13 protein-coding genes are annotated in these 12,619 nt (G+C 27.6%); all 13 read right to left on the reverse strand.

Annotation, left to right across the window (positions count from 1 at the left end):
• Nucleotides 1-69: 69 nt before the first annotated feature.
• Entirely contained in the window at nucleotides 70-1,446 is a 1,377-nt protein-coding gene (locus BTO16_RS08565; protein WP_105021173.1) for a DUF3987 domain-containing protein, read from the reverse strand.
• 100 nt (nucleotides 1,447-1,546) lie between these two features.
• Nucleotides 1,547-1,828 carry a helix-turn-helix domain-containing protein gene (locus BTO16_RS08570; RefSeq protein WP_105021174.1) on the reverse strand — a complete coding sequence of 94 codons (282 nt, stop codon included), beginning with the start codon at nucleotides 1,826-1,828 and terminating at the stop codon, nucleotides 1,547-1,549.
• A gap of 71 nt (nucleotides 1,829-1,899) precedes the next feature.
• Nucleotides 1,900-2,910, reverse strand: a complete 1,011-nt coding sequence (locus tag BTO16_RS08575) for a hypothetical protein (protein WP_105021175.1) — start codon at nucleotides 2,908-2,910, stop codon at nucleotides 1,900-1,902.
• Between the two features lie 9 nt (nucleotides 2,911-2,919).
• Nucleotides 2,920-4,173 carry a tyrosine-type recombinase/integrase gene (locus tag BTO16_RS08580; RefSeq protein ID WP_105021176.1) on the reverse strand — a complete coding sequence of 418 codons (1,254 nt, stop codon included), beginning with the start codon at nucleotides 4,171-4,173 and terminating at the stop codon, nucleotides 2,920-2,922.
• 537 nt (nucleotides 4,174-4,710) lie between these two features.
• Nucleotides 4,711-5,967, reverse strand: coding sequence for a hypothetical protein (locus BTO16_RS08585; protein WP_105021177.1), 1,257 nt, complete (start codon nucleotides 5,965-5,967; stop codon nucleotides 4,711-4,713).
• Between the two features lie 63 nt (nucleotides 5,968-6,030).
• Nucleotides 6,031-6,411, reverse strand: coding sequence for a hypothetical protein (locus BTO16_RS08590; RefSeq protein ID WP_105021178.1), 381 nt, complete (start codon nucleotides 6,409-6,411; stop codon nucleotides 6,031-6,033).
• Nucleotides 6,412-6,415: 4 nt separating this feature from the next.
• A complete protein-coding gene (locus BTO16_RS08595) occupies nucleotides 6,416-6,682 on the reverse strand; it encodes a helix-turn-helix domain-containing protein (protein WP_105021560.1) in 267 nt (88 codons plus the stop codon).
• A 91-nt stretch (nucleotides 6,683-6,773) separates the two neighbouring features.
• Entirely contained in the window at nucleotides 6,774-7,466 is a 693-nt protein-coding gene (locus BTO16_RS08600) for a hypothetical protein (RefSeq protein WP_105021179.1), read from the reverse strand.
• 70 nt (nucleotides 7,467-7,536) lie between these two features.
• Nucleotides 7,537-8,865 (reverse strand): tyrosine-type recombinase/integrase, encoded by a 1,329-nt coding sequence (locus BTO16_RS08605; RefSeq protein ID WP_105021180.1) that lies wholly within the window; start codon nucleotides 8,863-8,865, stop codon nucleotides 7,537-7,539.
• Nucleotides 8,866-9,199: 334 nt separating this feature from the next.
• On the reverse strand, nucleotides 9,200-10,015 hold the full coding sequence (locus BTO16_RS08610) for a 2OG-Fe(II) oxygenase (protein WP_211298213.1): 816 nt from the start codon (nucleotides 10,013-10,015) through the stop codon (nucleotides 9,200-9,202).
• A complete protein-coding gene (locus BTO16_RS08615) occupies nucleotides 10,008-10,763 on the reverse strand; it encodes a glycosyltransferase (protein WP_245892039.1) in 756 nt (251 codons plus the stop codon). Before BTO16_RS08615 ends, BTO16_RS08610 begins: the two co-directional genes overlap by 8 nt.
• Nucleotides 10,764-11,861: a glycosyltransferase gene (locus BTO16_RS08620; RefSeq protein ID WP_105021181.1), complete on the reverse strand. Its 1,098-nt coding sequence runs from the start codon at nucleotides 11,859-11,861 to the stop codon at nucleotides 10,764-10,766.
• 18 nt (nucleotides 11,862-11,879) lie between these two features.
• Nucleotides 11,880-12,566, reverse strand: a complete 687-nt coding sequence (locus BTO16_RS08625; protein WP_105021182.1) for a cell division ATP-binding protein FtsE — start codon at nucleotides 12,564-12,566, stop codon at nucleotides 11,880-11,882.
• Nucleotides 12,567-12,619: the final 53 nt, after the last annotated feature.

Raw genomic sequence — 12,619 nt, forward strand, 5'->3', positions numbered from 1 at the left:
AATTAACACGTAAATCACTGAACTGAAAGGTTTTGTGATTAAATTGCAGAAAATGCAAGAATTGCAATCTTAATTGCTTTTATCTTTAATTACTTTTTCATATTCCCCATGAGACACTTTAATAAATAACTTTTCATCTTTAAGTAATGTGTGCAAACTTCTTTCGCTTATTCTGGGTTTTCCATCAATTACTTTACAAGCTAATTTCATACTGACCTCTTTTGAAAATGTATTAGGAAGATCTTTTAGGATAGCCTTTTTAAGCGGTGTGAGACTTTCCAAATAATTTTTCGGAGCTAGTTGGTCTCTCACTTTCATTGCATTATGAAAAAAATAATCATATAACTTTATACCTCCTTTTACTGCAGCTAATTGAACTTCCGCTTTATTTTCACCCTCTACTATTGCGGAAGATAAAAGTTGTATAATTAAGGAAAAACGATATATATAGTCTTCAAGTTTTACAGAAATTCCTCTTTCATATTCAAATAAATCAACCGTTTTATTATTATTTTGCCATGTATTTAAAAATTCTTGAGCCTTTTTTTCAATCTTTAATATTACTGGAGAGTCCTGGCTATCATTTTTAAGATCTAATAAATTTGAAATTATATTATTATAATTAGTTAAGTGAATTTTGTCTATTTCATTATTATTCCATAATACTTTTTCCAAGTTTTCAGGATAAACAAATAGTAGACGGTCCATAAAGCCATTAGATTTTTTACCTCCTTTAGCAAGCTCTTTAAGGGCTCCAATTTGTATTCCTCCAATTAATCCAATAAAAGGATCATTTATCCTTATACTTCTTGAAGAAGTTCGATCTTTAGATATCGTAGCTCCACTCCAATAGGACAGGAGAGCCTCTTCTTCTCCCGAATTGGTGTATCTAGTTAGATTCTTCAAAAGGGAAACTAACTCATCAACTAGAATACATAATCCATTTTTATTATATGAATGAGCTAATATTAATGCCTCAGGTGTATAATCGTTCATCAGAATTTTTTTTAAGTAAGGCTTGTTTAGTTGCTCTTTATTTTCAGCTTTGTCATTTAAACTCTTTTCATAGTCATCCATGAGTGCATTATATTCAGAAAAATATTTTTTATCTGCCTTGTTAATTGGCTTAAAACACAAGCTTAATGCTGGTGTTTTGGCATCTCCAGGTTTTCCTACAATCACTGTAAAAAGATTCGCCTTAACGATCCAACCAGGTTTGACTTGCAGTTGATGTGATCTTCCTATCGCTGCTGATGCAGCTGCTAAAACACCAGCTCCTAAATAGTCCAAATTGAATTTAAAAACATTTAAAAATTCAAATATTATTTCCTGTAATTCATTTGGAAAAATATCTAAAGGAAAAGGGTTTTCATTTCTGTGAACTAATTTTAAATAATCATTTTCTAAATCTATTGTATTGATTCTGTTGGGTTTATTTTCATCCATTTTTGTGAATAGAATTTTAAACCGTATATTTGCTTTACACGGTATATGTTGATACTGTTGTTTTTAAAAAAAAATAAAGCGTAAAAGAGTTGGAGCTCCTTTACGCTTTTCTTTTGTATTTAATTGATTTTACTTCTTGAAGTGAGTTAAATATTTCTTCGTGTTTGATACGAACTGAATCTCCTATTTTAAAAGCTTTTATTTCACCAGCCTTTATTTTATTTCGTACGGTAAGCTCTGTAACTTTAAAGAGCGAGCTTGCTTCTTTAACTGTATACAGCTTTTGACTTAGGTCTTCTTTAGGTCTATTAAGTATTTGATTTAATAGATTCTTTACTTCTTTTAAATCCGTAGATTGTATTAATAAATGAGTGTTGTCCATAATTTTGAGTTTTTAATTTGGCTCAAACTTAGGATTGATAATGAAATCAATTTATCAATTGATTATCAATTTTATATTTTAATTTCATCTAAAAATGATAAATATTGATAAGTTTCCTCGTCATTAGTAGGTATGTTATCATCCTTTATGAATTTTATTATTGTATTTAGCTGGCCTGTATCAATTTTTTTTTCAAAAAAAGATGTTGCTTTCCTGCATACATCTGCCTGATTTTCGGTAGCAAGTAAATTATTTTCAAATAACCTACCAATAAATAAAGCTACATCTCTAGATCTTTTTAAATTTTTAGAAATCCATTTTCCATCATCATCTATTATGTCATCATCTAGAAGAAAATTTAATATTTCTTCAGAACAAACAGGGTTCATAAGCTCTACAAAATTGTGTTTTTTTAGTTCAAGAATAATAACTTTTCTTGTTGCTGTATTTTCATTTGTTTCGATTTCTAACTTAACCTCTAGAGAAGGACTAGTAAAGTGTTTGTTTTTTTTATCAATAGTATCTCTTATAACTTCAGTTTGTTCTATTGGATTTCTTTTTTCTAGCGGAATAACATCTACTTCGTTTGTTACAATATTTATAGGTGTTTCTACTTCTTTTTTAATTTTATTTAGTTTAGTTATGTTTTGTAGTTCTTTTATTTTACTGTAAAGAATTGCTTCAAAAAGCATTCTATTAAGATCTAGTAATATGTTCTTTTTTTCATTTGAAAATGTTCTTTTAGAGGATATACTAGTATAATTATTAGTTTTTATTTCAATCTCTTTATTGTTGTACACAACTTCAAAATAGGTGATTATTTCTTCTACAACTCTAATCCTTATTTCTTCTTCATTATATTTCCTTTTATTTAAATACAGTTTAATAATAGATTTATAAAACGGGTATTCATTTTTAAACTTTTTAATTTTTAAATCATTGTTATTTACTTCCAACGAATCGGCAGTAGGAGTAACTTCACTCTTTGGATATGCTTCATCATAGATTGCTATCCAATACTCAACTTGCCTCTCTCTTCTTGTTAACTTAATCTTTCTTATAAATTCTCTAATTTTCTTCATTTTATCTTTTTATGCTTTCTTCAGTTTAGGTAATGGGATATTGAACACTTCATCCATAGCTTCTTTCTTTTCTGGCTCACTAACTTGATAATACTGATTTAACGTTTTCATATCTCGATGTCCTGTAATAGAAGCTATTAATTTATCACTCTTCCCCTGCCTCTTCATCATTGTAATAAAAGTTCGTCTTGCTGTGTGAGTAGAAATCCTATCATAATACGGCATTTCTACTTTTATATTTTCTTTACCCTTAGTTGTTACTTTTTGTACAAGGTCTGTATATCCAAGTTCTTGAAACACCTCTTTAATGTATTCGTTTTGCTTTTGATTAGCGATTAAAGGAAGGTTATAATCGTATTTTTTTAAAAGATATTTTGAAATGCTTGTTAATGGTATTTCTCTTGCTGGCTTAGAGAGGTCTTTATCTTCTTTAAGGATTATATTTTCATTGGTTACATTACTTTTTTTAATTAAGGACAACTCTCCAAATCTCATTCCAGTAACACAAGCAAATACAAAAACATCTCTAACCCTCTCGTGCTTTGCTAAATCAAAATCAAATTCTAATAACTTATTTAGATCCTCAATTGTTAAAGCCAATTGTTTTGTAACTACTCTTTCTAATTTTTTAAATGAAACAAAAGTATCATTATAGGTGTATTTATTTTTCAAAGACCAAAAAAGAAACGTTTTGATCAAACCTAAATTTCTCGAATACGTATTATTAATATGCCCTAAATCATCCAAACAGTAGGACGTAAATTGACTATAAAATCGATCATTTAGACTACTAAAAGTTAGTTTATATTTTTTTAACTTTTCAAATTTCGTTAATAAGTTCTTAATATTCTTATATCTTTTAACAGTCGCTACTGACCATTCCTTACTATTCGTTTTCTCTGCGGTAAAAACATCATATGCTTCAAAAAATACATTTGCCTTACCCGAAGTTTTTTTAAACTCTTCATCAAAAACTGACTTCAACGTTTTTGATGTAAAATCCTCTTTCATTTTCTTATATAAACTAGCTGTTTCTAAGAAAAGGTTTGAATGTCTATCTAATTGTAATTTTATACTACTAGAAAACTTAGAAGTTTTACCCCTTGACAATGGTAACTTATTTTTAAAATCCCAAAACTTAGCTTCAATTTTTTCACCTGTAGAATAAACAAAGGTTTTACCCTCATCTTTGAAAGACGATGTAAAATAGATAAGCGATTCTTTTTCTTGTTTTGGATGTTTAAGTTTAAAAGAGTATTTCATGGTTAAAGTTTCTAGGTGCTGTTTTAGGTGCTGAAAATGTTATGTCAGCTTATATCCTTAAACTTTAACGAATATAAGAAAACCTTTAAAATATGGGGTTTTATAGCTAATTTTTATTTAAAATACAATTCAATAATAATAAATACAATACTCGGCGTCTCCACTTTATTACACCTCAACTTATTGTTAATCAATTTGTTGAGGTTTTTATTAGTCAACCATTAGTCAACATTTCAATAATTCATACAAATTTAATCCCTTTTTACTGTCTGTATAATTGAGTGTAAAACTTGAAAAAAGTTTGATTATTCAAAAATCAATAGAAATCAACTATTAATCTTTTTAGGCGTGAAAACCTATGCCGAAAATTGATAAAGACTTCACACGCACGAACAGATACTAATGAAGTCTAAAAATATTCTGTTTTTATGGTTTACGAAAATTCAAATAAAATCATTAATAAACTTTTTAACAAAAAAAAACCTAATAGAATTTAACTATTAGATTAATTTATATAAACATTAATAACTTTATTTATTATACGGCAACCTCAAAAAGTTGATATTGTTTAGGTGTGTAGATTCTCTTTTGTTTGTTCTTACTGTTATAATTCTTATTTCTAATATTGTGTGCAATCTCTTTTATTTCGGTTTCCGTATCTGCATCAATCCATTTATAAGATAAATATTTGCTTTTTACTTCATTATAAATCTTTATATCTGTTTTTAAATAATACCTCAACCCTGTATGACTTAATAAAATACTATCAATTTTCTGCATTGATATATTTAACCCAGTTACTAAACAAACACGCCTATTTTTATCAACTTCTTTAAGAGTAGAAACTGTCTGTTTTAACAGTATATTTAAAGGGTTAATTTGGACAGTTTGCGTATTTAAAAAATCTACTTTTTGACTTATAAGATTTGATATAATATTTTTAATATTTTTAGGATTAGTTTTTATCATTTTTTTCAAATTACCTCTATGATATTTGAAGTTACTATTTTCTAATTGTTCCCACCAATTAATATTATTGTATTTATTCTCATAATTAGTACCCTTAATTGTACTTACATCACAATACAAAACATCATTCCATAAATTTAATAAATCTGTTTTAAAATTAATCAAATCATAGTTTATTAAGTCATCAATTGTATAAATCCCTTTTTTGTTTAACTCAATCATTTTGCACCATTTTTTTTCTACTCTCATAATATCGTTATCAATAAGAAAACCTTTATTTTGATAGTGTGTTTTTTTATCATATAACTTTATAAAATGCCTTTGATTTTTTACCTGAATATAGTTGCCCTCATCTTTAGTAAAAACCCATTTTAAAATATTTGTTTTGTGCATTATACAAGCCTTTAAGACTTTCTTTGTTTTAATTGGAGGTAATATATTAACCCCTATTTCTAACTGCCTTAAATAGCAATTTAAAGGCGTGAAATTAAACCTATAATTCAAATCTTTTAAGACTTCATTTACTTCATTTATGCCGAAATCATTAAAATTATGCGCACCACTATTCCAATATTTATGCAAACTTCCCTCAATAGTAATACGCCTATAATCTGTCTTATCTGTTTGCTCATATATTTTAAATTCTAAACCTTTATAAAATGCATTTTTATAAGTTCCGACCTCCCCTGTTTTAGTGTTTACGATTGTCTTAAAATCCAATAAAGAATTAACCTCGAGGTTATCGACGTTTATATCTTTTACATTAAATTTTACGAAATCAATCAAAGGAAATTGTATATTTGGTTTAAAGGTATGCGTTGCCACAATTACCTTATAAATTGAACATTTAAAGAGGGTTTTTACGCCCTCTTTTATGATTTTATAGGATTACTTAATAAACTGTAAAACGTTGCTTAAATCCGTTGTAAAGTAGTTCTCGAAGTAGCAAACCTTTAAAGTTTCTGCATCATTTGAAAACTTGAATAGCAATAAATGTTTCTTTTTTTGTAAGTCCCCTCTAAAGATATTAGAAGATGAGGTTTTGAATAAACCAGTTAACCAACTACCCCATTTTTTACCTTGCTTTATCTTTAGCCAGTAATTAGGTGTAGATTGTGCGCAATTTCTGTTTTTACTTATGTTTAATTGCGTTGATAAATGGTTTGTAGTGCCGTTAAATGATACAAATTCGTAATGTTTTACGCTTGTATATTTACCTATATTAGTTTCTTTAAAAATATAGGTTATTGGTGTGTTTTGCGTTGCCATTGTATTACTTGTTTAGTTTTACAATAGAACTTTCAACCTCTTTAAGTTTGTAGTAAACACGCCCTCCAATTTGATAGGATTGTAGTAACCCTTTTTTAGTCCAATTATGAACACTTGACAAGTCTATTTTAAGAAGTTTAGAAACTTCTAATCTTGTTAGGTACTCATTTGGTTCTTTTGGTTGAAAGTGTTTTTTTAAGTTTGTTAATTCCTGTTTGATATACTCAATATCATTTAGAAAATTGTTTGGTAATTCAATTTGTACTTGCATCTTTTTTAATGGTTTAAGATTAATATGATACAATGATATTGAAAGAGGGGGTTAAGGGTAAAAAGGGGGTAATTAAATGCTTACCCCTTTTTTATTTCTTTAGAGTTTTAAAATAATCTTGTAGTAAATCTTCTTTTACTTTAGCATCATAACTCCCGTTCATTATTTTTTTTGCATTGTCAATATTGCATCCTAAAATAAGACTTAACAAATTATGTTTTTCGGCTTCACTAATTTTTAAAGTTCTTATTTTTGTTTCAATCTGTAGTACTTCATTTGCTATTAAAAAACGTTCATATAAATTTATTTGCTTACCACTTAAAGTATTGGTTTTTGCTTTATTATAAGACTTTTCTTCAATCGTCTTTTTTATATCTACATTTATACCTAATTGCTTTAATCTTCTACCTAAAAAAATAGTCTTATAAGAATTATCTGCAAGAACAAAACAATAATGATTAAATTTTCTCATTTTATTATTATCATCAATCTTATCATTAATCCTATCAAGTAGTTTAATATAGAGTTTAGAAGATTTAGTAACATACGTCAATGCCGTTTCTAATATATTTATTTCATATTCATCACTTTGAATATAATTAATATCATAAGATTCACTTTCAATACCTTCAATTTCTAATCTAAAACTAGTTGCAATATCACTATTCATCATCTCAATTAATTTACGTTCATAATTAAACATAAATTCTTTAGAATGACTTTTTAAATAGTCTTGCTTTAGTTTATATCTGCTTTTTTTGTGTGACCAATTAATACTACTCATTTTTTTCTTTTTTGCGTTGCCTTTGCTAATATATAAAAACCCTCTTAATGTTACTTAAAAGGGTTTAAACTTAATTTTGTGAAGATGCGTTTTTAATTACTTTTAAATCTGCTTTTTGCTCAATTACCTTTTTACGTTTTTTACCTACCTTTTGCCATATTTTAGCAAGTTGTACGCCATAATCTATTGGTTCTTTACCTATGTAAGTCAAAAACATTTTTTCTGTCTTATGAGCCGTTATATTCATTAAAATAGGCGTTGGATATAATTCTGTTGCATAATGATTTGAAGCAAACGAACGTCTGCAAATATGAGACGAAACCAATTCGTGTTTTGGGTACATTCCAGTAATGTATCTTTTCTTTTTTTCGTCGAACTTATTACCTTTTACAATAGTTTCAATTTCTGCAATTTTAGAAAGTTGTTTTAAATAGCGGTTAAACATTGTTTTACTACTTTCTAAATTATTTGTAAATATTGGAGGGAATTCGCCGTTTCTTTTGTCTAAAATTTCTTGTACTTCAAAATGTATCGGAATTTGTACGGTCTTTTTTGTTTTCTGTTGAGTTAATACAATAAAATCAAAGTCCTGTATATGTTCTATAAAACTTATATTCATTCTCAATAAATCCGAAACCCTTTGCCCTGTAAAGCATCCAATTAATAACCAGTCTTTTGCAATTTCGTGGTTATCACTAATAAACTTTGTGTTTTTAATTTTTTCAATCTCGTTTAGGTTTAAAATTACTTTTGGTGCATCAATAGAAAAACCCATAAAATTCTTTAATTGACTATTAGTTTTAAAACCGTTTTTTTCTGCATCTAAACAGATACTTTTAACGAACTTTAAATAACGCCCTATGGTATTATCACTTAATTTGTCAACCTTACTAAAATAATCTATTAACTCAATTCTAAACTTCAAATTAACGTCTGTTAGTTTGGTTCTAACTTTGTGATGCTTATCAAAAGCAATTAATTTATTAACTATGGTTTGATATTTCTTTTGAGTTGCAAGTGTTACTCCTATTTTTTTTGTTTTATCATTGGTTTTGTACTTTAAGTTTTTAATAAAGTAGTCGCCATATTCAGTAATGTAGTCAAGTTCTACAACTTCAAATTTATTAAAATGTAAATCTATTTTAGATTGCAACCAGTCGCCGTTAATTTCTACTCCATTTGCATTATTTACCTCATCCAAAATAAAGTCTTTTAACTTTCTTAATTTAGATGCAATATTTTTATTTTCTGCGGTTGTCTGTTTTGCTACACTCCATTCTTTAGGGTTGATACTTAATGAAGTTTTACGCTTGTATAATTTATTTCTACCTAAAGATAGGCGTAAATAAATAGGTGCATTTTCTGACTTACTTTGAAGTTGATATTTTATTGTTGCCATAATTTAGAACATTTGAACATTCAAATATAACGAATAAAAATAAGTTAGTCAACATCTAGTCAACATTTAGTCAACCGATTTAAAATACATTCAATTTGATTCAATTATCAAAAACCTATTAAAATAAAGGGATACATTGAATACATTGAGAAAACCCCCATTTTAAAGGGGTACTAAAAAGTAACAAAAAGAGGCGTTTAACTCTCGGCGTCTCCACAAAATATTTTTTAAATTTTGTAAGAAGTTTAAAAAATTAACGACTATAAGAAGGATAGGATTCGTCTTATCATTCTTTTTCATAGCAATTTCCCACTTCTCATTGAGGAGTGGGTTTTTACTTTTTATAACGATGTGGATTTTCTCTAATTCCTTTCTTAAAAAATTTTCGCAACCCGTTTCTAACATAATTATCCATCTGTAAAATAATATCTTTTACTTTTTGCTCTGGTCTGCCTCTAAAAGTAGTAACATGAAACAAATCTGAAACAAGCAAAGGTGTATTAGAAAAATAATAATTAGAAATACAACATCTAATCGTTTCTATTTGAACTTTACTAACAGAATGCCACGATTTTTGGTGTGTTGTCATCACAACAAGTCTATTAAATCTACTTTCAATAGTAATTGGCTTTTCTTTTAATCCGTTAGGCCAAACTTCTAAATTACCACCATTTTCTAATTTCCAATTTGGTGTTACATAAAATAATAAGTTTAAAACCCTCCATCTGTCTCTATCTTTATCATGAGAATTGTCTAAATGCGGACTTAAATAATTGTCTTTTGCCATTAATGATAAACCTCCTGCATATAAATTTTCGTCTGGCAACATATTTTCTATTTGACAAATATCAGAAACAGCTTTCACCACGTTTTCTTCCTGAAAAGCATAAATTACCTCTTCTAGTAAAGGATTATATTTATTCATTTGATACGCAGTATACTTATGCTCTCTTAAACTCTTTCTCTCTTTAGTTTCATGCAGTTCAGGAAATTTTTTATGTATAGTTAGCACCAATTCGTTAGGCAATAAATTGTCGATATAAAAAAAACCAATTTCGTTTTTACTTTCAAGAAACTTCTCTCTTAAAGTCTCTTTTTCTTTTGTTAATTTCTCAACAATTAATAACGATATTTCTTTTCTGTTAATCATTTATAATTTTTCTTACTAAAAATTTCATTGCTGCAATAATATAAAAAAAAGGCCTAGTTATAGGCAAACTTAATGCTGTTTTTAAATCAATTTCTTCCTGATATAAACTCCAATTTCCTGATTTTGAAACTCCGTCAGAATTGCATTTGGCAATAGTTTCATCAATTAAAAAACACTTTTCTTTATTTTTAAACAAATGAATATTAAACCAATAATCTGATACTATTTTATATTCTAAGTTATAATTATTATTTAAAAAAAGTTCTTTTTTATAAAAAGTTCCTTGATGGTGTAACCCATTTACAATCCAAATAAAAGGCGACCAAAAAGGTGCTTTTGTCATTTTATTTTTACTGTACACAAAAGGTTTTAAAACACCTTCATAAATTATTTTTCCGGCAATTAAACGTGCATTTATATTAGAAGAATTGTTAAACACAGTTTGTAAAACATGTTTACTAAATACTAAATCTCCTGCACCTAAAAAATATAACCACTCTCCTTTAGACAAAGAAATTCCTATATTCATAGCATCATAAATTCCTTTATCTTTTTTTGATTGATAAAAAAAAGGCGCTTCTAGTTTACTTAAATATGTTTGTGTTTCTATTGCAGAACCACCATCAATAATCCAGACATCAAAATCTTTAAAAGTTTGATTTTTTATACTATCAATAGTTTTTGTCAATCCTTGTAGATTGTTTAAAACCGGAATTATTATGGATAGTTTTGGTTTGATAGCTTTCAATTATTTAAAATAAATATCTAATTTTTCACTTTCTTTTTCCCAACATAAAATTTCTTTTGCTATCTGTTGGTTTTCTTTTATTTGTAGCATAAGTGCTTCATCATTTAAAAGATTATTTATAGCAGCTGCAATGGTTTTCGGCTCATAATTCTCTACTAAAACACCTACTTTGTATTCTTTTACAATGCTCGTAATCTCTGGTAAATTTCCGGCTACAATTGGAATACCTGCATGGATGTAATCAAATAATTTATTTGGCAAAGAAAATTGAAAACTCAATCCTAAAGGTTCTTCTAAAACCATTCCTAAAGTTGCTTTTTTTGTGTAATTAAATAACTTGTCTCTAGATATTCTTCCTAAAAAATGAACTCTTTCGGTCATTTTTTCTTCAATTACAAAAGCTTTTAACTCCGCCTCTACTTTTCCATAACCAATAATAATCAAATCTAAATTATCAATAAATTTTAGCGCTTTAATCATTGGCTTAAGTCCTCGTCCAGGATTTAAAACTCCTTGGTACAAAATAGTTCTTTTCGTTGTTGGAAAAACAACATCATCTAACTCTAAAACATCTTTTTTTAATGGAATATTTCTAATAAGTCCCATTTTATTCTGATATTTATCATCGTAAAAATCAATAATAGATTGGCTTACAGTATATGCGTTTTTTACTTTTGGTAATAAATAGTCCTCTAATTTTCTCCAAAAGCCTTGTACAAATTTTCTTCCTTGCAACTCTGGCCCTTCTGAAAAAAGTTCATGACTATCATATACTAGAGCTGTATTTTTTATGCTGCTTGCAAAAAAACAAGCCGGTAATGTATCTAAATCATTAGACAAAATATAATCGTATTTTCTAAAAATTAAATAAAAAAATAATCTGATATTATATTCTGCGTAGAACAAAAAGTTGTTATTAAAAAGATGCTTTTTTCTAATAATTTTATAATCTCTTTTTACATCAAATGTATTTGGTAAGATTCTACCATAAACAACCACTTCATAATTTTTACGTATTAAATAATTACATATTTTATGCACTCTATAATCAGTAGAAATATCATTAGTAAGCGCTACAAATATTCTTTTATTTCTCAAAAAGTGATTCTTTTTAGGCTAAACTGTAGTTTGCTGTGAAACTTCAAATAATTCGCCGGCTTCTACTTTTAGCGTATTGTGTTTAAACTTTACAATTAACTGATAATCATGGGTTGCCATTAAAATTGTTTTGCCGCTTTTGTGAATTTCGTTTAAAAGGTGCATCACTTCTAAAGATGTTTTTGGATCTAGGTTGCCAGTAGGCTCATCTGCCAAAATTAATTCTGGATCATTTAAAAGTGCTCTTGCAATGGCAACTCTTTGTTGTTCGCCACCAGAAAGTTCAAAAGCCATTTTGTAATACTGAGATTGCATACCAACTTTTTCTAAAACCTCGTTAATTTTTTGTTTTATTTCTACTTTATTTTTCCAGCCAGTAGCTTTTAAAACAAATTCTAAGTTTCCGAATACGGTTGTATCGTTTAATAATTTAAAATCTTGAAAAACAATTCCTATTTTTCTTCTTAAGTAAGGAATTTCTCTATCCTTTAAATCTTTTAAATCGAAATCTACAATAGTACCTGTTCCGCTTTGTAAACGAATATCTCCGTACAAAGTTTTCATTAAACTGCTTTTCCCGCTTCCGGTTTTACCAATTAAATAATAGAATTCTCCTTTGTTAATCGTAAGGTTCACCTTGGATATAACCAAATTATCTCTTTGATAAATGTCTGCATTTTCTAAATGTAAAACTGGTTTTTCCATAAAAATAGTTGTTTATACAAACTTATAAGTTTCTGTTGATTTTATCGCAATAA

It is taken from the genome of Polaribacter glomeratus (assembly GCF_002954665.1).
In the GTDB taxonomy this organism is placed as follows: domain Bacteria; phylum Bacteroidota; class Bacteroidia; order Flavobacteriales; family Flavobacteriaceae; genus Polaribacter; species Polaribacter glomeratus.

Excerpts from the sequence above, each read along its gene's own strand:
- BTO16_RS08565 (WP_105021173.1), bottom strand. The coding sequence starts at position 1,446 with ATGGATGAAAATAAACCCAACAGAATCAATACAATAGATTTAGAAAAT.
- BTO16_RS08610 (WP_211298213.1), bottom strand. The coding sequence starts at position 10,015 with ATGATTAACAGAAAAGAAATATCGTTATTAATTGTTGAGAAATTAACA.
- BTO16_RS08600 (WP_105021179.1), bottom strand. The coding sequence starts at position 7,466 with ATGAGTAGTATTAATTGGTCACACAAAAAAAGCAGATATAAACTAAAG.
- BTO16_RS08595 (WP_105021560.1), bottom strand. The coding sequence starts at position 6,682 with ATGCAAGTACAAATTGAATTACCAAACAATTTTCTAAATGATATTGAG.
- BTO16_RS08590 (WP_105021178.1), bottom strand. The coding sequence starts at position 6,411 with ATGGCAACGCAAAACACACCAATAACCTATATTTTTAAAGAAACTAAT.
- BTO16_RS08625 (WP_105021182.1), bottom strand. The coding sequence starts at position 12,566 with ATGGAAAAACCAGTTTTACATTTAGAAAATGCAGACATTTATCAAAGA.
- BTO16_RS08570 (WP_105021174.1), bottom strand. The coding sequence starts at position 1,828 with ATGGACAACACTCATTTATTAATACAATCTACGGATTTAAAAGAAGTA.
- BTO16_RS08580 (WP_105021176.1), bottom strand. The coding sequence starts at position 4,173 with ATGAAATACTCTTTTAAACTTAAACATCCAAAACAAGAAAAAGAATCG.
- BTO16_RS08605 (WP_105021180.1), bottom strand. The coding sequence starts at position 8,865 with ATGGCAACAATAAAATATCAACTTCAAAGTAAGTCAGAAAATGCACCT.
- BTO16_RS08575 (WP_105021175.1), bottom strand. The coding sequence starts at position 2,910 with ATGAAGAAAATTAGAGAATTTATAAGAAAGATTAAGTTAACAAGAAGA.